This window comes from Streptomyces sp. V3I7 (assembly GCF_030817495.1).
GTDB lineage: Bacteria > Actinomycetota > Actinomycetes > Streptomycetales > Streptomycetaceae > Streptomyces.
Genome location: NZ_JAUSZK010000001.1, coordinates 3,837,881 through 3,857,724, shown reverse-complemented (window position 1 = coordinate 3,857,724; position 19,844 = coordinate 3,837,881). Strand labels below are relative to the sequence as shown.

Genomic DNA, 19,844 nt, shown 5'->3' with positions numbered 1-19,844 from the left:
CGCCGGGGAGCCGTTCAGGAGGCGGACGCCAGGATGTCAATCAGACGTTCGAATCGGGCGGGCCAGTGCCGCTGCGGCTCCTCCTCGCCCTGGAACTCGTGGGTGAAGCGCAGGGCGCTGCCGTCCTCGCCGTCCGGCTCCAGATGGAAGCGGATCCGGCCGCCGCCCTCCACCGTGTACTCGGCGACGCGGTCCACGTCCCACGCGGTGATCTGGCCGCTGCCCAGGTCCCGCAACGTGACATGGCCGCCCAGCCGGGGCTCGAGCTCCTCGGCGTCGGTGAACCACCCCGCGAGCCCCTCCGGGGTGGCCACCGCGGGCCAGACGTCGCCCATGGGCCGTGGGAGCCGCACCAGGTAGTGCGATATGTGCGTGTTCCCGTGGGTCTGGCTGGTGCCCTGTTCGATGGAACCGCTCATGACACCAGTGTCACCGACCGGGCACTCAGACGCCCGCGTAGGAGTGCTTGCCGCTCACGAAGATGTTGACGCCGTAGTAGTTGAACAGCCAGCAACCGAACGCGATCATCGCAAGGTACGCGGCCTTGCGGCCCTTCCAGCCGGCCGTGGCACGGGCGTGCAGGTAGCAGGCGTAGGCGATCCACGTGATGAAGGACCAGGTCTCCTTGGGGTCCCAGTTCCAGTACCGGCCCCAGGCGTCACCCGCCCAGATCGCGCCCGCGATGATCGTGAACGTCCACAGCGGGAAGACGGCGGCGTTGACGCGGTAGGCGAACTTGTCGAGCGAGGCGGAGGCGGGCAGCCGCTCCAGGACCGAGGTCGCGAAGGTGCCGGGGGTGCCGCCGGACTGGAGCTTGTTCTCGTACGAGTCCTTGAACAGGTACAGGATCGTGGCGACCGCGCCGACGTAGAACACCGCGCCGCAGAAGATCGCGGTGGAGACGTGGATGTACAGCCAGTACGAGTGCAGCGCCGGGACCAGCTGGTCGCTGGCGGTGTACAGGACCGTGACGGCGAGGCCGAGGTCGAGGAGGACCGTGGTGATGAGGAACAGGCCCATCCAGCGGACGTTCTTCTTCAGCGCCAGCAGCCCCAGGTACACGGCGACGGCGACCGTGGAGAAGGTGATGTTGAACTCGTACATGTTGCCCCACGGCGCCCGCTCCACGGAGGCCGCGCGGGTGACGACACCGCCCAGCTCCACGAGGAAGGCGAGCACGGTGAGGGAGATGGCGATCCGCCCGCTAGAGGTCGCCCTGCTCGTCGCCGCCGTGGGCGCCGGGACCGTCCGGCACGTCCCGGGCGCCGACCGCGGACCGCACGACCACCTTCGGCCGCTCCAGCACGGCGGTGCCCCCGGCCTTCTTCACGGTGACGGCGGGCGCGCCCGCCGTCTTCGACGCGTCGGCGGTGAGGGCGGCGGCCGTACGGCCGACCTTGCTGCGGCTGCCGAGGAGCCACTCGGCGATGTACGCGAAGAAGGCCAGGGTGTAGACGGCCATCGACGAGTAGATCAGGTTGTTGCTGAGGCTCGCGAGGTGTTCGTTGGTGGCGGCGGCGAGAGTCACCTCAGCCCTCCTTCGGGTGAGTATCCCGGCGACTTGCGGTCGGGCGGTGAAGTCTGCAGGAAGCTTGCGGTCGTATTACCGGGCTGGTTTCAACCCGGCTGGCGTTGATCGTGGAAGACCTCGGGGGCCGCTGGTCCACCGGGCTGCGTGAGCCAGGAATCTCCCTGGATCCGCAAGGGAGAGGATTCAACGCTCAGCCCCTTCGGCGGCTACTGCAGCGTCGGAGTCGGAGTCGGAGACACCGTCCGGCTCCGCCTCCGGGTCACCCGGGGCCCCGGGCGCCTGGTCGTAGAGGATTCCGGCCAGCTCGCCCAGCTCCTCGGGCACCTTGGCGGACTCGCTGCGGCCGAGGCCGGCCATCTCGACGACGGTGACGCCGTCGGCGCCCCGCACGGCGCGCACCCAGACGCGGCGGCGCTGGATGAACAGGGACGCGGCCAGGCCGAAGATCGCGGCGACGGCGCCGCCGAGCGCCCAGCCGCCGGCCGGCTCCTGGACGACCTCGAAGCCGGCCCACTCCTTGATGTCCTTCTCGAAGGTGATCGAGCCGGCGCCGTTCGGGAGTGTGAGGGACTGGCCGGGCTTCAGCAGCTTCTTCAGCAGGTTGCCCTGGGGGTCCTTGAACTCCTTCATGTGCTTCTTGTCGAGCTGGTACACGCTCTGCGGCAGCCCCGAGTCGACGCCCAGGTCACCGTGGTACGCGTTCACCGCGAGCAGGGGGTTCAGCAGCGCCGGGAACCGGGACAGCATCGTGCCGCTCGCCCGGCCGCCGAAGGTCGGCACGAAGAACGCCTGGAAGCCGAGCTGTTCGCTCGCGCCCTTCGGGTTCTTGTAGCCGTCCATCACCTTGACCACGCCGGAGGAGGTCACGTTGCCGTCGAGCGGCAGCAGCGGCACGGCGTCGTGGTAGACGACGCGGCCCTTGCCGTCGCGGACGGTCACGACCGGCGCGTAGCCGTGGCTGACGAGGTACACCTTGGCGTCGCCGATGTGCAGCGGCCGGTTGACCTTGACGGTGACCGGCTTCTGCCTGCCGTACGCGCCCTCGCTGTAGGCGAGCCGGGCCTGGTAGGTGCGCGGGGTGCCCTTGTTGGGACCGGACACCTCGTAGGTGCCCTTGAAGTCCTTGAGGTCGAAGCTGAACGGCACCAGGTCGTCGTTGCTGAAGAGGCTGCCGGACTTGAAGTCGTCGTACTGGAGCATCGAGTTGGAGAACCCGTCGCCCTCGACGACCAGCTTGGTGCCGTCCGACTTGTACAACTGGCCCCACGCGAAGGCGATCAGCAGCACGATCAGCGCGATGTGGAAGACCAGGTTGCCCAGCTCGCGGACGTACCCCTTCTCGGCGGCGACCGCGTCACCGGCGAGGTGGGCGCGGAAGCGGCGCTTCTTCAGCAGCGCGAGCGCGGCCTCGCGGACCCGCTCGGGGTCGGTCTCGGTGCGCCAGGTCGTGTACGCGGGCAGCCGGGTCAGCCGCTTGGGGGCGCCCGGCGGACGGCCGCGCAGCTGGCCCGTGAACTGCCAGGTGCGGGGCACGATGCAGCCGATGAGGGAGACGAACAGCAGGATGTAGATCGCGGAGAACCACACCGAGCTGTAGACGTGGAAGAGGCCGAGCTTGTCGTAGACCGGCGCGAGCGTCTCGTGGGCCTTGCGGAAGTCGGCGACCTTGGTGGCGTCGATGCCGGTCTGCGGGATCAGCGAACCGGGGATCGCGCCGAGCGACAGCAGCAGGAGCAGCAGCAGCGCGACCCGCATAGAGGTGAGCTGGCGCCAGAACCAGCGCGCCCAGCCGATGACGCCGAGGGAGGGCACGCCGGGCGCGTCCTCCACGGGTGCGGTGGAGAGCTGGGAGCCCGCGGCGCCCAGGTCCTGGTCCTCGGCCCCGGCGTTGTCCGGCCCTGTTTTCGCAGTCGTGCTCATCGGTTCAGATCCCCACAGTGAAGCCGTCGGACCAGGTCTGCATCTCCTGCACCAGGCGGTCCCACGCCCCGGTCAGCAGCAGCACACCGGTCACGATCATCATCGTGCCGCCGATGCGCATCACCCAGACATAGTGGCGCTTGACCCAGCCGAAGGCGCCCAGGGCCTTGCGGAAGGCGACGGCGGTGAGCACGAACGGGACGCCGAGGCCCAGGCAGTACGCGACGGTCAGCAGGGCGCCGCGGCCGGCGCTGGCCTGCTGGGACGACAGGGCGACCACGGAGGCGAGCGTCGGGCCGATGCAGGGCGTCCAGCCGATCCCGAACAGCGCGCCGAGGACCGGCGCGCCCACCAGTCCCGTGGCCGGCCGCTTGTGGAAGCGGAACTCACGCTGGGTCAGCCAGGGCATCAGCCCCATGAAGAACACGCCCAGCAGGATCATCAGCACGCCGAGCACCTTGGACGTGGTGTCCCGGTACTCCTGGAGCGTCTGCCCGAAGAACCCGAACAGCGCCCCGCCGGAGACGAACACGGCGGTGAAGCCCAGCACGAACAGTCCGGCGCCCGCGGCCATCCGGCCCCGGCGGGCGTCGCCGAGGTCGGTGCCGGTGACGCCGGTCACGTAGGAGAGGTAGCCGGGGACGAGCGGCAGTACGCACGGGGAGAAGAAGGAGATGAGCCCGCCGAGCACGGCGACCGGCAGGGCGAGGAGCAGGGCGCCGCTCAGGACGGTCGCGTTGCGCCCCGTCTCCGCGGCGAGCGTCAGCATCGCGCTCACGTCACTTCTCCGCCAGGACCGGCTTGATCATCTTGACCAGGTCCTCCTCGCTCAGCGCCTGCAGCGCACGCGCGGCGACCTTGCCGTGCCGGTCGAGGACGAGCGTGGACGGGATCAGCTGCGGGTTGAGCGTGCCCTTCTCGAACCGGAGCATGAGCTTGCCGGTCGGGTCGTACAGGCTCGGGTAGGTGATTCCGCGCTGCTTCTCGAAGGCGACCGCGGGGGTGGTGCTGGTGTCCCGGGTGTTGATGCCGACGAACTGCACGCCCTTGTCCCGGTACTCCTTGGAGACCTTGGCGAAGTACGGGGCCTCCGCGCGGCACGGACCGCACCACGAGCCCCACACGTTGAGGACGACGACCTTGCCCTTGTAGTCGGCGACGTCGAGGGTCTTGCCGTCGATCGTCCTGCCGGACAGGTCCGGGGCGGCCGCCCGCTTGCCCTGGGCGGCCGTGTCGATGCCGTTGTCGCCGGTGACGAAGTTGGTGTTTCCGCCCCCGCCGGAGGTGCCGCCGGAGCCGCACGCGGACAGGGTCAGAGCCGCGGCGGCGGCCATGGCGCTGAACAGGACGGCGCGGCTACGGGTACTCATGTGAAAAGTTTCGCATGGCCGTTCCGGGGATCTTGGGCGCCCCCCTCACGGGGACGAACCCCCATTTCAGGCCGCGCTCGGGGCCCCTTCCGACAGGTATTCCTTCCACCCCTGCCGAGGCTGCTGCCCGACCTCCAGCGAGCGCAGCCGGGCGAGCACCTCGGGCTTCTGCACGTCCAGCCAGTCGACGAACTGCCGGAAGGAGACCAGCCGTACGTCCGCGCCCTTCTCCTTCTCCCGCGCGATGTGCCGGAAGGCCTCCTCCACGGCGTCCATGTAGATGCCGCCGTTCCACTGCTCGAAGTGGTTGCCGATGAAGAAGGGTGCGCGGTTTGTCTTATATGCCCGCTCGAAGCCGGATATGTACGCCTGGGCCGACTGCCGCCGCCAGCCCGGGTAGTTGTGGGGCGGGGCCTGGGTCGAGTTGACCGACTGGTTGGCCAGCATGTTGTAGTCCATCGACAGGACCTCGAAGGAACGCCCCGGGAAGGGGATCTGCTGCAACGGCAGGTCCCAGATACCCTGCTTCCGGTCGGGCCAGACCTGACGGCCGCCGGGCGAGGAGGCGTCGTAGCGCCAGCCGAGGTCGCGGGCGGCGGGCAGCAGGTTGCTCTGGCCGAGCAGACAGGGCGTCCGGCCACCGACCAGTTCCTTGTCGTAGTCGAACGGCAGCGAGGGCAGGTCCCGCCGGCCGGTGTTCGTGCGCCACTCCTTGACGAAGGACTTGGCCTGGCGTATCTCGCTGTGCCACTGCTGGGCGGTCCAGTTGCCGACCGAGCCGCGGCCGCCGCAGAAGTGCCCGTTGAAGTGGGTGCCGATCTCGTGCCCCTCCAGCCAGGCGCGGCGGACGTTCGCCAGCGTGGCCCCGATGTGCTCGTCGGTGAGGTAGCCGATGTCGGAGGCGCCGCGCGGGTTGTTCGGGGGGTCGTACAGCCGCCGCTTGGACTCGGGCAGCAGATACAGCCCGGAGAGGAAGAAGGTCATGCTCGCGCCGTGGTCGCGGGCGAGGTCGAGGAAGCGCGGGAAGAGCCCGTTGCCGACCTCGGCCGCCCCGTCCCAGGAGAAGACCACGAACTGTGGCGGGGCCTTGCCCGGCTCCAGCGGCTCGGGCCGGGCGGGCTGGTGGGGCTGCGGCCCGGTGAAGGACGTGGAACCGTCGCCGATGAGCCGGACGGAGTGGCGGGGACGGGTGGCGTGCTCGCCTCCGCCCCGCGCCCCCGGTACGGAACCCGGGTCCGGTGAGGAACCCGTCCCGTGCGCGCCGTCGCCCGTCGCCCTGGTCGTGCCGCAGCCGGCGAGGCCGGCGGTGGCCGCGGCGGTCGCCGCGCCCGCGCCGAGCCCGAGTAGTCCCCTCCGGGAGAAGGTGCGCATGAGGCCCCCGATTCGTCACGTCCTGCTGGTGGTCACCCACTCAGAGGGCGTGACGAACGGGGCGGTTCCGCCCGCGCGTCCGGATCGCGCAACGAACGTGGCGAACCTGTCTCAGGCTCCGTACCCCTTGCCCTTCCCCTTCACCGGCTTGGCGCCGGCGAGGAGATGGGCCGGGACCAGATCGCGGGCGGGCTCGGTGTAGCCGACCGAGACGATCCGGTCCCCCTGGTACGTGAACGTCGTCAGCGAGGCGAGCGTGCACTGCCGCTTGCGCGGGTCGTGCCACAGCCGCCGCTTCTCGATGTACGAGCGCACGATCCAGATCGGCAGCTGATGGCTGACCAGCACGGCCTCGTGCCCGCGCGCCTTGTCCCGGGCGGCGTCCAGCGCGCGCTTCATCCGCACGACCTGGTCGACGTACGGCTCGCCCCAGGACGGCTTGAACGGGTTGACCAGGTGCTTCCAGTTCTCCGGCTTGCGCAGGGCGCCGTCGCCGACGCCGAAGGTCTTGCCCTGGAAGATGTTGTCGGCCTCGATGAGCCGCGCGTCGGTGTCGAGGTCGAGACCGTGCGTCTTGGCGATCGGGGTGGCGGTCTCCTGCGCGCGCTCCAGCGGGGAGGCCACGACGTACGTCACGTCGCGCGAGGACAGGTGGTCGGCGACCCGGTCGGCCATCTGCCGCCCGAGCCCCGACAGGTGGTAGCCGGGCAGCCTGCCGTAGAGGATCCCGTCGGGGTTCTCCACCTCGCCGTGCCGCATGAGGTGGACGACGGTGATGTCCTTGTTCTCGCTCACGCGGTGGCCTCCGCGGCAGCCCGGGCCGCCGCCGGAAGGGCGTCAGCGATCTTCTGGAGGGCCCGCTCGTCGTGGGCCGTGGACACGAACCAGGACTCGAAGGACGACGGCGGCAGGTAGACGCCGTTCGCCAGCAGCGAGTGGAAGAAGGCGTTGAAGCGGAACGACTCCTGCGCCTTCGCGTCCTCGTAGTTCCGCACCGGCTGGTCGGTGAAGAACACGGAGAACATGTTGGAGGCGGTCTGCAGCCGGTGGGCGACGCCCTCCTTGGTGAGGGCCTCGGTGACCAGGCCCTGGATCTGCTCGGACACGGCGTCGACGGTGTCGTACGCGGCGTCGTCGAGCAGCCGCAGCTGAGCCAGGCCCGCGGCGGTGGCGACCGGGTTCCCGGAGAGGGTGCCCGCCTGGTAGACCGGGCCGGCCGGGGCGAGGTGGGCCATCACGTCGGCCCGTCCGCCGAACGCGGCGGCCGGGAAGCCGCCGCCCATGACCTTGCCGAACGTCATGAGGTCGGGCCGGACGCCGTCGACCCCGTACCAGCCGCTCCTGCTGGTGCGGAAGCCGGTCATGACCTCGTCAGAGATGTACAGCGCGCCGTTCTCTTGGCACACGTCGGCGAGCCCCTGGTTGAAGCCGGGCTCCGGCGGGACGACGCCCATGTTGCCGGGCGAGGCCTCGGTGATGACGCACGCGATCTCGCCGGGGTGACGGCGGAACGCCTCGCGCACGGCCTCCAGATCGTTGTACGGCAGCACGATCGTGTCGCCGGCCTGGGCCCCGGTGACGCCCGGGGTGTCGGGCAGCGCGAAGGTGGCGAGGCCGGACCCGGCGGCGGCGAGCAGGGCGTCGACGTGCCCGTGGTAGCAGCCGGCGAACTTGATCACCTTGGACCGGCCGGTGAAGCCGCGCGCGAGCCGGATGGCCGACATGGTGGCCTCGGTCCCGCTGGACACGAGCCGCACCTGCTCGACCGGCTCGACGCGGGCGACGATCTCCTCGGCGAGGGCGACCTCGCCCTCGCCGGGCGTCCCGAAGGACGTACCGCGTGCCACGGCCTCCTGGACGGCGCCGATCACCTCGGGGTGCGCGTGCCCGAGGATCATCGGACCCCAGGAGCAGACCAGGTCGACGTACTCCCGGCCGTCGGCGTCCCGGAGGTAGGGACCGCTGCCGGACACCATGAACCGGGGCGTGCCCCCCACCGCGCGGAAGGCGCGCACCGGGGAGTTCACGCCACCCGGCGTGACGACGGACGCGCGGTCGAACAGGGCCTGCGACGCAGGCGCTTCATAGGGGTAGGGCGCTCCCGAAGGCGCTCCCGACGTGGGCGTTTCGCTCATGACCTGCGATGTCTCCGACCTTCTCCGACCTTCTCCGCTCCCGCGGAGCCTCCCGGCCTCCGGCCGCCGGGTGACCTCCTCAGGGTAGGCCGACGCCGCGAGGGGTCCGGAAGGCGCGGGGGCGATCCGTCGCCATCTGCGAGACTGCTAGCTGATACACACGGATACACAGCTCGGGCGGCGCAGGGTCGTCCGAGCCTGCGAAGATCCTGCGGACCGCTGTCTCCCACGCACGTTTCGGCGAGCGGCCGTGGGGGAGGTCACTGACACGATGATCGGGTTGCGCGGCGGGGGCTACGCGTCCTAGAAAAGCAGTCGGGTGGAGATATGCATCGCGGTGGCGGACTGGGCGAGGGGACCGATGACCTTGGTCCTCGGCGAGCCCGGCGGGGAAGGCACCGACGCGACGCGGAGGACACGACCGAGACACGGCAGGCACAGGGTGTGCCGGACATATCGCGGGCACCGAGCGAGTCCGAGCTCATCGACCGGCGGCAGCCCATCGACCGCGAGGCCGACGGCCTCCGGGCGAGGCTCCGGGCCGCGGGGAGCGGGAAGGCTGGTCGGGTGGCTGTGACGTACAAGTACTTCGGTGCGCCCGACGGCGCGACCGCGGCTCGCGTCCCGATCTCGATGCGCCCGGAGGAACTCGGCGGCGACGAGCTCGGCATGGGCGGCATGTTCACCAAGATCAAGCCGGAGACCATGGCGGCCATGGTGCTGACCGGCATCGAGGGCGTCCCGCTGCACAAGGTGCCGCCCCTCGAACTCGTCGTCCTGCACCCGGACTACGCGGTGGTCAAGCTCCCCATGACGGTGGTGGACCCGCTGCGCGAGATCGGCGAGGAGGCGGTGGGCGCCGCGGCGTTCATCTGGTCCACGGTCCCGGACCGCGGCGGCCCGAGCGACGCCTTCAATGTCTACCAACTCCTGCACGAATGGCAGGACTTCAGCCATAGGCTGCACGAGGCGGGGCATCAGCCGTACTGCCTGGTGTGGCCGTGACCCCGGTGCGCCCTGCCCCGGTCGCGTCCGTGCCGATGGTTCACCCGCGCCACTTCCGGTAAAGCTCCGGGATACACACGCGGCACGGGGGAAGGGGCAGTGTCCATGGGGGACTTGGCGGGTTCGGCCGCCTTAGGAAGAGTGCGGGTGCTGTCGCCGCAGGGCGTCGTGCGCGGGGCCGGCATCCTGGTGGCGCCCGATGTGGTGCTGACCTGTGCGCACGTGGTGGCCGCGGCGGCGTCGACCGGGCAGGCCGGGCCGGTGGCGGGCGCGCCGCGGCAGCGGGTCCTCGTCGATATCCCCGGGCGTCCGGAGGTGGCGGCGGGCGAGGCGGGCGTCGTCGCGGACGGCTGGTTTCCCGGCCCGCTGCTGGGGGGTCCGGGCGGGGATCTCGCCGTCCTGCGGGTGAGCTGGTCACCTCCCAACGACGTGGTTCCGGCGACGCTCGGTCCCTGTGGCGAGCCGGACCGGCGCGAGGTGAGCGTGTTCGGCCATCCCCGCGGGGTGCCCGACGGACTGTGGTCCTCGGCCGTGCTCGCGGGGCGCGGCGGCCGGTACCGGCACTGGGTCCAGCTGGAGCGGACGACTGCCGGTGGTGCGGGCATCACCCCGGGCTTCAGCGGCGGCGGGGTGTGGGATCCGGCGCGGCGCACGGTGGTCGGGATGGTCACCGCCGCCTACACCGACCCCCAGGCCAAAGTCGCCTGGATGCTCCCCGTGGAGGCGATGGCCGAGCTGTGGCCGCCGCTGGCGTCCTGGGTGAGACGCCCCGAACCGTGGCCTCCCCTCACGCTGCCCTCGCAGCGACGGCCCGCTGAACTGCCGTCGGACCGGGACCAGTTCGCCCTGGCCGACGCGCTGTTGAACGTGCCGCAGATCGACGAGGACGGGCCGGTGGTCCTGCGCCGTCTGCTGCCGCCGCCCATCCGGCGCGGCATCCGGGACAACCCCCGCCCGAGGCTCCAGGCCTTCCACATCGTGCAGGCGTGTGTGGACCACCGCGGCGGACGGCAGGCGCTGCTGAACGCCCTGCGGCTGATCGACGACGAGTCGGAGCCCGCCCGCGCCGCGGCCGATCTCGTCGAGCGGCTGTGGCCCGCTGACCCGGGGGGCGAGGCCCGGTGACTCCCTCGCACGGTTCGTGGGCGCCGCCCAAGATCCTCCTCGACGCGCTGGACTCCCTGCCCTGCTTCGAGGAGACGCCGTCGCTGCTCCACGAGTGCGCCCGCCAGGCGGGCCGGCTGCTGGGCACCACGATCACGCTGCCCGGCAGCGGCCGGCGTCGGGTCACCCTGCTGTTCCTGCTCACCGAGGTCATGCCCTTCCCGGACGGCTTCCAGGTCCTGGGCAGCGTCGTCTCGATGTGGGAGGGGGAGACCCGCCACATGGCGCGGGTGCGGACCGCGATCGCGCTCGCCGAGGTGCCCCTGTTCCCGGCCCGCGACTGGGAACAGCTCATGGCGCTGCTGAGCGGCCTCGAAGTCCTCGATCTGGCCCTCGTGTTCCAGGAGGCGCTGGGCCACCGGCCCGACCCGCTGCCCGCCCACTGCACGGAGCCGTGGTCGGCGGTCCTGCACGCGGCCACGCTCAACGCCCGCCCCGGCGAGGCGCTCCCCTGCGTCCTGCTCGTCGAGCACCTGGCCCGCTACGCCAAGAGCAGCCAGCAGGAACTGCTCGACTGGGCGGCGGAGCACCGCGTGTGTCCCGAGGCGCCCCCCGCATTCCCCTCGGGACCGGGCCGGCCCCCGTCCGCTCCGGCCCCCATGCCGCCCGCCCCGGCCGCATCTGCCACGCCCGCCACGTGCGAGTACGCCGTCTCCGCGCCGCCGGTGCCGCTGCCCGGCGAGGCGGCGGACACCGTGTGGACGCCCGGCGCCTGTCTGCTCGTACGGCTGCGTCCGCTGCTCGATCCGGACTACGAGAGCGAACGGCTGCTGACGTACTGGTGGCAGTCCGGCGGCCCGACGCCGTATCCGGTCCGCGGCGGGGACATGCGCATCGATGTGGCGCACCTGCCCGAGCAGGTCAAGTCGCTGGTGGAGCAGGCCGAGACGGGGTGGGCGTACTTCTGCAAGGAGGATCTGACGCTGGAGTTCCTGCTGCCGAGGGATCTTCTGGACCTTCCGGTCGAGACCTGGGCGAAGCAAGGTTTCCACAGCGCGGACAGCACGCTCGGGGAGGATCATCCGGTCGTGCTGCGCAGCCTCGAAAGGATGGAACGCGCGGACACGCATGGACGCTGGGCCAGGCGCTGGGACGCCCTGGTGACCGGCTGCGGGGGGCCGGTGCACTGGTTCCCGGAGGACGGCCGCAGCCGTCTGCTCACCGACCCGCACCCGGTGATGGTCGTGCTCAGCGGCCCGCCCGGCACTCGCGGGACCACGTGGTCGGGGGCGGACGAGCTGGACGCGTCCCTCAGGGCGGGCGTGCCGATCGTGGTCTGGGACAGACGCGGCGGAATAGACCCGGCGTTCCGGGATCAACTGCTAGAACTTACGTCGCGCAAGGGAATACATCGGTTACCGGACGCAGTCAGGTCGTTGCGTATCGAGGCAGGGGGCGAGGATGCTTCAGGGGGTGGCTCCTTTGCTCTCGGCCGCCACGCGGCACTGCTCTGGGACGACCCCTACCGCCTTCCCGGCGGCCGGGGCGACACGGCGGATTCATCCGCGCAGGGGGGAGGGTAGGACGACATGCATCCCGACGACGACGCGTCCGGTGTGATCCGTCCGATCGCCGACGAGGGGACGGCCGAACCGGACGTCGGCGCCGCGCCGGACGGCGACGGTGCGGTGGCGGGGTCCTCGGACCACCGGTGGTGGATATACCGCGGCACGGGGCAGCCGTTGTACGACACCAGCCTGAGCGAGCTGCTGCCCGAGCCGCCGCCCTGGCGCCGGTTCACCGGCGGACCGCCCGTCCCACCGCCCCCGGCGGACGACGAGGAGATCGAGCGGCGGCTGGGTCAGGCCGCCGCGGTCTCGGCGCGGTCGGGTCAACTCAGGCGCGAGGCCGACATGGTGAACGCCGCGCTGCTGCTGCGCAGGCCGCTGCTGGTGACCGGCCGGCCGGGCACCGGCAAGTCCTCCCTCGCGTACCGGATCAGCCGGGAACTGAGGCTGGGCCGCGTCCTGCGCTGGCACATCACCAGCCGCACCACCCTGCGTTCGGGCCTGTACGAGTACGACGCGATCGGCCGGGTGCAGGATTCGGCCGCGTTACGTTCGCTGCGTCCGGTGGACCGGCCGGCCGACGGCGCGGACGACGCCACCACGGAATCGCAGGAGCAGCTCCCGGGGATCGGCGACTACCTCCAACTGGGCCCGCTGGGCACGGCGTTGCTGCCGTACGAGCTGCCCCGCGTGCTGCTGGTCGACGAGCTCGACAAGAGCGACCAGGACCTGGCGAACGACCTGCTCAGCGTGTTCGAGGAAGGGCAGTTCTCCATCGCCGAGCTGTTACGGGCCCGGCGCCGCCACCCCCGGGTGACGGTGCTGACGGACGATCCCCTGCGCACCGCGGAGATCGTCGACGGGGTCGTGAAGTGCCGGGCCTTCCCCCTCGTGGTGATCACCTCCAACGGCGAGCGCGAGTTCCCTCCCGCCTTCCTGCGCCGCTGTCTGCGCCTGCGCATGCCGGACCCCGACCGCCCGCAGCTGGTCGACATGGTCATGGCCCACCTCCACGACGCGGCGGACGGGCCGGTGGACCCGACCCGCGTCGACGGCATCATCGGCCGGTTCCTGCACAACAGCCGCGAGCGCGGCGGCCTCGCGATCGACCAACTTCTCAATGCCGTGTTCCTGGCCACCTCGGGTCGTCTGCCCGACGACGAAGCGGCCTTGGAGGGCCTGGTGGACGCGCTGTGGCACCGGCTCGACGGAGCGGGGGCGGAATCGAGGGCAGGATGACGGCGCCGCGCCCCGAGCCCCCGCCCTGGCCCGCCCGGACCGAGGCGGAGCCCGCCGCTCCCCCGGAGCAGGACCTGCCGGCCTGGACCGACCTGGCGGACGCGCTGTACCTGGCGGCCTGCCAGGACGCCGCGGTGCCGCTGTTCGACGGGCCCGGCCGGGAGGCCCGTGAGCGCAGCGAGCGTGCCCGGCGGGAAGCCCGTGCCGCCGAGACGGAGACGCCCGCCCCGCAGCGGGAGCGGCGGGGCGGCACGGTCGGCGGCACCGAGGAGGAGGAGACCGCGTCCTCGGCGCCGGTCCCCCGTCCGCTCCGCCCCCGCCTCGGTCTGCGTCCCGGCTCCGGTGCGCCCGAGGAGACCGGCTGGCCCGAGTCGCCGATGCTCGCCGACTCCCTGGCGCTCGGCCGCTCGCTGCGACCGCTGCGTCTGTCCCGTTCCTCGCCGCACGAGCTGGAACTGGACGAGGAGGCGACCGCCGAGCGGGCCGCGGTGGAGGGCGTGTGGACGCCCGTGTGCCGGTCCGTGCCGGAGCGGCGGCTGGACCTGCTGCTGCTCGTGGACGACAGCCCGTCGATGGCGCTGTGGTGGCGGACGGCGCGTCAGCTCGGCGAGGTGATGGAGCAGACGGCGGCGTTCCGCACCGTCCGGCTGGTCCGCTGGGACCTGGACGGCGGCTCGCCGTCGGGCCTTCCGGCGGGCGCGCTCCAGCAGGGCGACCGGCAGTTGCTGCTCGCCGTCACCGACGGCGGCCACGGCGCCTGGCGCACCGGCCGGGCCGCCTCGATCCTGCACCGGCTGGGCCGCTTCTCCCCCGTCGCCGTCCTCAGCCTGCTCCCGCAGCACCTGTGGGACCTCACCCTGCCCACGGTCGCCCGGACCCTGCTGCGCTCGCCCGCCCCGGCCGCGCCGAACCGCTCCTACGACGCGGACTGGAAGCACCTGCACACCGACCCCCTCGGCCCGCAGCCGCCGCCGGTGACCGCCGAGCCGCGGAGCGCGATCCCGGTGCCGGTGGTCGAGCTGCGCCCGAAGTCGCTGGGCCGCTGGGCGCGTCTGGTGGCGGCCGCGGGCGGCAGCGAGTGGCACGGCATGGCGGCCCTGCTGACCGGCGCGGTCGGTGATCTGCGCGCGGCGGCGGTCGGCCCGGTGCCCCGGGCACTGAGCGACATCGTGGACGACCCGCAGGCCGAGGAGGCCGCCGAGCCGTCGGGGGTCCGCCGGGCCAAGCGGGCCGCCGCCATGGTGCGCCGTTTCCGCGCCACCGCCTCCCCCGCCGCCTTCACCCTCGCCCAGCGGCTCGCGGCCGCGCCGCTGAACCTCCCCGTGATGCGGCTGCTCCAACAGGCCCTTCCGGGTACGCAGTTCTGGAATCTGGCCGAGATCGTGCTGCTGGGCCTGGTGCACCGGGTCGGCGAGACGGCGGACGCCGAGGACGCCCATCAGGTCTCGTTCGACTTCGAGGAGGGCGTACGGGAGGAACTGCTGGCCCTCGGCAGCCGCGCGGACACCCTCAGGGCGCTCAAGCAGATCGAGCAGCACCTCGGCCCCGGGCTCGAAGCCCTGTGGGGCGCGGCCGGGAACGGGCTCGTGGCGCCGGAGGGCCAGCATCCCGACCCGCCACTCACGGACCAGACCCGGCCGTTCGTGGCCCATCTGTACACGGCCCTGTGCGCGGTGTCCGGGCCCTATCTCGCCCGCGCCAACCATCTGGGCCGGCTGCTCCAGCTCGGGGCCAGGCCGCCCCGGAGGGCCACCGCCGCGAGCACGACGACATCCGGACACAAGCGGCCATCAGGGTACTTGTCGCTGGAAAAGTGGTCAAAGTTGAATATCCCGCCCCATGGCGCGCTAGATTACGGGGGCCTTCGCACATCCCGAGGCCCCGACGCGGCGAACACCGCGCACCCTGCCGGGACTTCGGCCCCACCAGCGCCGTCCCCGACCCCCGCCGCCGCCCCGTCCGCTCCCTCCCCAGCGCCCGCGCTCCCCCGACAAGGAGGCATCCCCGTGTCTGCCGGTCTGCCCGTTGTCCCGGGCACGCGAAGCCCACACGACCCGCCCCGCATCTGGGGCAACGTCCCGCAGCGGAACCGGAACTTCACGGGTCGGGAAGTGCTCCTCGAACGGCTCCAGGAGAGACTGCGCAGCGGTGTCACCGCCGTCCTGCCGGAGGCCCTGCACGGCATGGGCGGCGTGGGGAAGTCACAGATCGCCATCGAGTACGTGTACCGGCACAGCCGTGACTTCCGGCTCATCTGGTGGATCCCCGCCGAGCAGGAGAACCAGATCGTCCAGTCGCTGATCGAGCTGGGCGACCGGATGGGACTCCAGGTGGGCTCCGAGATGAGCGCCGTGCCCGCCGTGCTGGACGCGCTGCGCCGCGGCGAGCCCTACAGCGACTGGCTCCTGGTCTTCGACAACGCGGAGAACCCCAAGGAGGCACGGAAGTACTTCCCCAGCGACGGGCCGGGGCGCATCGTCGTGACGTCCCGCAACTTCCAGTGGTCCACGGACGCCAGCTCGCTGGAGGTGGACGTCTTCGCCCGCGAGGAGAGCGTCGCCCTGCTGCGCCGCCGCAGCCCCCAGCTCCCGGACGACGCCGTCGACCACCTCGCCGCCGCCCTCGGGGACCTGCCCCTCGCCGTCGAGCAGGCCGCGGTCTGGCTCGCCGAGACGGGCATGCCGGTCCAGCAGTACCTCGAGGTGTACGAGCGCAACTTCACCGAACTGATGAAGTCCGACCCGCCGGGCGACTACCCGCTGTCGGTGGCGGCCGCCTGGAACGTGTCGCTGGGACGGCTGCGCGAGACCCGCCCGGACGCCCTTCAACTCCTCCAGGTCTGCGCCTTCTTCGCCCCGGAGCCCATCGAATGGGACCTCTTCTCGGCGGTGCGGGGGGTCTCGGTCCCGCAGGAGCTGCAGTCGGCGCTGGACGACCCCGTCAGACTCGGCCGCGCGGTCCGCGAGATCGGCCGGTACGCCCTGGCCCGCATCGACCACCGGCAGAACACGGTCCAGCTGCACCGACTGGTCCAGCGCGTGCTCATCGAGCAGATGAACGCGCAGGAGCGGGCCACGATGCGGCACGCCGCGCACCAGCTGCTCTCCCACGCCGACCCGCGCAGCCCCCAGCGCGCCACCTTCTGGCCGCGCTACTCCTCGCTGCTCACCCACGTCCGCGCCTCCAACGCCGTGGAGTGCGAGGAGCCGTGGACGCGCCGGCTGGTCCTGAACGAGGTCTGGTTCCTGCGCGGCCGGGGCGACTACGCGGCCGCCCTCGCCCTCGGCGAACGCGCCGCGAAGATCTGGCACGAGCGGCTCGGCGAGGACCACGAGGAGGTCCTCGCCATCGACCAGCAGATCGCCGAGGCGCTGCGCGAGCAGGGAACCGACCTCCAGCGGGCGTACACCCTGCAGACCAGCCTCGTGGAGCGCCTGCGCACCGTCCTCGGCGACGCGCACGAGTCCACGCTCCAGGCCCAGAGCTTCATGGCCATCCACCACCGCAACCGCGGCGACTTCGACGAGGCCCGCGAACTCGACCAGGCGGTCTACGAGACCAGCGACCGCGAGTTCGGCCCCGACGACCCCGCCACCCTGCTCGCCGCGCACAACTACGCGGTGAGCCTGCGCCTGGCCGGCGACTCGGACAAGGCGTGCCGGCTCGACGAGGACACCTGGCAGCGCCGGATCGAGGCGCTGGGCGAGGACCACCTCTACACCCTGTCCACCCGGAACTCGTACCTGCTCGACCTCCAGGAGGTCGGCCGGTACGAGGACGCCCTCGACGGGTACGAGCGGCTGTCCGAGGACGTACGCGAACGGCTCGGCGAGACCCACCCGTTCACCGCGCAAGTGCACCGCAACCTCAGCGTCACGCGCCGCAAGAAGGGCGACCACGCGGGGGCGTACGAGCTGTCGCACCGCTATCTCAACCTGGCCCGGGAGGCCTTCAAGCCCGGCAGCCGCCACTATCTGCTGATGGCGGTCAGCCACGCCAACGACCTGCGCCAGGTCGGCAAGCTCCAGGAATCGCGCATGCTGAACGAGCAGGCGCTGGAGCAGCACCGCGCCATGTACGGCCGCGGCCACCCGCACAGCTACGCCTGCGCCATGAACCTGGCCGTGGTCCTGCGGCTGCTCCAGCAGCCCGAGGCCGCCCTGAAACTGGACCGGGAAGTGGTGGAGGGCCTGACCCGCACGCTCGGCGCCGGGCACCCGCGCACGCTGCTCGCCCGGATGAACCTGGCCAGCGACTACTTCGCCCTCGGCCGCCCCGACGAGGCCTACGAGATCGACTCGGCGGTCGCCGAGGAGTCGTCCCGGCTGCGCGAGAACCACCCGTCGAACATGGCCGTCCAGCTGAATCTGAGCTACGACCTCAGGGCACTGCGCCGCACCGAGGAGAGCGACCACCTGTACGCCGAGGCCCTGAAGCGCTACCGCAGGGTCCTGGGCACCAGCCATCCCGCCACCCTGGACGCCGAGAAGGGCCTGCGGGCCAACGCCGACATCGATCTGATCGCGCTCTAGAGACCCCCGAGCCAGGCGGCCAGCCGCAGGGGGTCCGGGTGGCCTCCGCCGTCGGTGGCGACCTGGCGGCGGACGGCCGCGACCAGTTCGGGGCGCTCCAGGAGCAGGACCGCCGCCGGTTCGCGGTCCTGCTCGGGTACGGCCAGTACGGCGCCGATCCAGGGTTCCGCGTCCAGCGGGTCTGCCGCCGCCCACTCGGCGTAGGCGGCCGCGGCCTGTCCGGCGTCGCCCGCCGCCGCGGCGTACTCGGCCCGGCGGCCCGCACTCCCGTCCCGCTCCGCCTGCCGGCGGCGCCGGGCGAACCGCTCCGGTGCGGTCAGACGGTGGCGGATCAGCGGCCCGAACGTGTCGAGGCGGGTCAGCTCCAGGCGCGGGCGCACCGACACCGGGCCGGGCTCGGGGGGCGGATCCCCCGCCCGCCACGCGGCGGCCAGCCGCATGGCCGCGGACTCCGCGAACTCCAGGTGCCGCGCCCGCCAGAGCGCGCGCCGGTGCGCGCAGTAGTGCCGGGCCAGCGCGCCGGGCACCCCCAGCACCGGGTCGCCGCGCCAGTCCCGTACGAGCGCCGCCAGTTCGCCGGCGAACAGCCGGCCCGCCTCGGTGAGGGCGTCGTCGCCCGCCAGCGCCGTGACCGCTTCCCGCACCTGCTCCCTGAGGACCGCGAACTCGAAGGCCGCCCGGTCCGCCTCCGTGCCCGCGACATGGCGGCGGTGCCGGCGCCAGAACTGGGCGACCCCGGCGAACGCGAACACACCGTGCAGCAGACCGTGGACGGGCCGGGGGTCACTGCGCCACGGCGCGTAGTGCAGCCGCTCCCCGCCCGGCTGCCCGGACTCCCCGGGCTCCTCGGACTCCTCGGACTCCTCGGTGCCCACCAGCGGCACCAGGCTCAGCAGTGCGTTCAGCTGCTGGTGGCGCATCTCGTGGACGAGGACGGCGGCCGTCTGGACGTCGTCGTAGGGCAGGGAGAGCGTGACCGCGCCGAAGGCGTCCAGCGAGGAGGCGCTGGCGACCTGGCCACCGCGGGTGGTGCGGAAGGTCCGCGGGACGAACGTGCGCACCAGCGCCGCCACCGCCGCGGCGTCGGCCGGGGACTCCGTGTCGAGCAGGGCGTAGGCGCCCGCGAGCCGGTCCTCCCACAGCCGTAATCGCCGCTCGCCGGTACGCCCAGGCGCCTTGGGGCTGCGGGTGAAGTCGCGGTAGGGGGTCACCGTGTCCAGCCAGGGGCCGCCCCCCGCCGCCCGCCGCGTGGGCAGGTCCAGGGCGCGCAGGGGCCGCCAGCCGGGGGCGGGCTCGGAAAGGGGAGCGGTCAGTCGTACCCGCGTCAGTTCCCCGTGTACGAGAGCGCCGTCCGCCTCCACGTGCACCTGCGCCTCGCTCCAGCGGCGCCGGGCCACGGGTCCGGCCACCCCGGTGCCCGGCAGCCAGACCGTGCCGCGGTGGGCCGGGACCCGCAGCACGGCGGGCACCCCGGCGCGCAGGGCGGCCGCCGCGGCCACCGCGTGGAACTGGCCGATGTCGGCCCACAGCGGGGCGGCGGAGTCGCCGGAATCGGAGGGAGTGCCGCCGAGCCGTCTGAGCAGCCGCAGCGCCCACGCCATGACCGTGGGGTCGCCGAGCACGGCCTCGACGGCCTCGGGGGCGTGCAGCTCCGCCTTGCACAGCAGCTGCCACGCGCCCCCGACCGACGGCACCGCCCCGCGATGCCGGACGCGGCGCGCCGCGTCCTCGGCCTGGTCCCGCAACGCCCGCAGGATCAGCAGCAGTTGACTGCGCTGCACGGAACGCAGCAGCGACAGATCCGCGTCGTCGGCATGGCCGGCCGCGATGGCCCTGAGGGAATCCCGGGAGATCCTGTGGACGTCCAGCGGCCGGGCCGTCACCTGCGCCGCTGTCCCTGACCGCATCCCCTCAGGAATCTCATTTCCTCGCTGTTGGAGTCGTCGAGCGTCCCGACGGCCAGACCGGCCCGGTGTCCCGCCCGGCTCAACGCGCGTCGCAGCGCCGGATCGTCACTGGAGTCCAGCTCCGCCAAAGAGATCCCGGAGAGATTGACAAGGTCGGAACAG

13 protein-coding genes and 1 pseudogene are annotated in these 19,844 nt (G+C 72.3%); 5 read left to right on the top strand and 9 right to left on the bottom strand.

Features of this window, described 5'->3' with window-relative positions:
- Positions 1-14: 14 nt before the first annotated feature.
- The 8 genes and pseudogenes from QFZ74_RS18060 to hemL form a co-directional block, all read right to left on the bottom strand.
- A complete protein-coding gene (locus QFZ74_RS18060) occupies positions 15-419 on the bottom strand; it encodes an SRPBCC domain-containing protein (RefSeq protein WP_307621850.1) in 405 nt (134 codons plus the stop codon).
- 25 nt (positions 420-444) lie between these two features.
- Positions 445-1,528: pseudogene (gene ccsB, locus QFZ74_RS18055) on the bottom strand (c-type cytochrome biogenesis protein CcsB).
- A gap of 186 nt (positions 1,529-1,714) precedes the next feature.
- Positions 1,715-3,451: a cytochrome c biogenesis protein ResB gene (locus tag QFZ74_RS18050; RefSeq protein WP_307621849.1), complete on the bottom strand. Its 1,737-nt coding sequence runs from the start codon at positions 3,449-3,451 to the stop codon at positions 1,715-1,717.
- Between the two features lie 4 nt (positions 3,452-3,455).
- Complete coding sequence (locus QFZ74_RS18045; RefSeq protein ID WP_307621848.1) at positions 3,456-4,229, bottom strand: cytochrome c biogenesis CcdA family protein; 774 nt, start codon at positions 4,227-4,229, stop codon at positions 3,456-3,458.
- Between the two features lies 1 nt (position 4,230).
- Positions 4,231-4,821: a TlpA disulfide reductase family protein gene (locus tag QFZ74_RS18040; protein WP_307621847.1), complete on the bottom strand. Its 591-nt coding sequence runs from the start codon at positions 4,819-4,821 to the stop codon at positions 4,231-4,233.
- Positions 4,822-4,887: 66 nt separating this feature from the next.
- A complete protein-coding gene (locus QFZ74_RS18035; protein ID WP_307621846.1) occupies positions 4,888-6,192 on the bottom strand; it encodes a hypothetical protein in 1,305 nt (434 codons plus the stop codon).
- A 111-nt stretch (positions 6,193-6,303) separates the two neighbouring features.
- Positions 6,304-6,951, bottom strand: coding sequence for a histidine phosphatase family protein (locus QFZ74_RS18030; protein ID WP_307624190.1), 648 nt, complete (start codon positions 6,949-6,951; stop codon positions 6,304-6,306).
- A gap of 32 nt (positions 6,952-6,983) precedes the next feature.
- Positions 6,984-8,327 carry a glutamate-1-semialdehyde 2,1-aminomutase gene (gene hemL, locus QFZ74_RS18025; protein WP_307621845.1) on the bottom strand — a complete coding sequence of 448 codons (1,344 nt, stop codon included), beginning with the start codon at positions 8,325-8,327 and terminating at the stop codon, positions 6,984-6,986.
- Between the two features lie 327 nt (positions 8,328-8,654).
- On the opposite strand from hemL, the gene QFZ74_RS18020 reads away from it, so the two are divergent.
- From QFZ74_RS18020 to fxsT, 5 genes are all read left to right on the top strand, one after another.
- A complete protein-coding gene (locus QFZ74_RS18020) occupies positions 8,655-9,332 on the top strand; it encodes a hypothetical protein (RefSeq protein ID WP_307621844.1) in 678 nt (225 codons plus the stop codon).
- A 105-nt stretch (positions 9,333-9,437) separates the two neighbouring features.
- Positions 9,438-10,457: a trypsin-like peptidase domain-containing protein gene (locus QFZ74_RS18015; RefSeq protein WP_307621843.1), complete on the top strand. Its 1,020-nt coding sequence runs from the start codon at positions 9,438-9,440 to the stop codon at positions 10,455-10,457.
- Positions 10,454-12,019: a hypothetical protein gene (locus QFZ74_RS18010; RefSeq protein ID WP_307621842.1), complete on the top strand. Its 1,566-nt coding sequence runs from the start codon at positions 10,454-10,456 to the stop codon at positions 12,017-12,019. Before QFZ74_RS18015 ends, QFZ74_RS18010 begins: the two co-directional genes overlap by 4 nt.
- 6 nt (positions 12,020-12,025) lie before the next feature.
- On the top strand, positions 12,026-13,243 hold the full coding sequence (locus QFZ74_RS18005) for a MoxR family ATPase (protein ID WP_307621841.1): 1,218 nt from the start codon (positions 12,026-12,028) through the stop codon (positions 13,241-13,243).
- Complete coding sequence (fxsT, locus tag QFZ74_RS18000; protein WP_307621840.1) at positions 13,240-17,775, top strand: FxSxx-COOH system tetratricopeptide repeat protein; 4,536 nt, start codon at positions 13,240-13,242, stop codon at positions 17,773-17,775. Before QFZ74_RS18005 ends, fxsT begins: the two co-directional genes overlap by 4 nt.
- Here fxsT and QFZ74_RS17995 read toward each other — a convergent pair.
- On the bottom strand, positions 17,772-19,682 hold the full coding sequence (locus QFZ74_RS17995; protein WP_307621839.1) for an HEXXH motif domain-containing protein: 1,911 nt from the start codon (positions 19,680-19,682) through the stop codon (positions 17,772-17,774). The genes fxsT and QFZ74_RS17995 overlap by 4 nt on opposite strands.
- Positions 19,683-19,844: the final 162 nt, after the last annotated feature.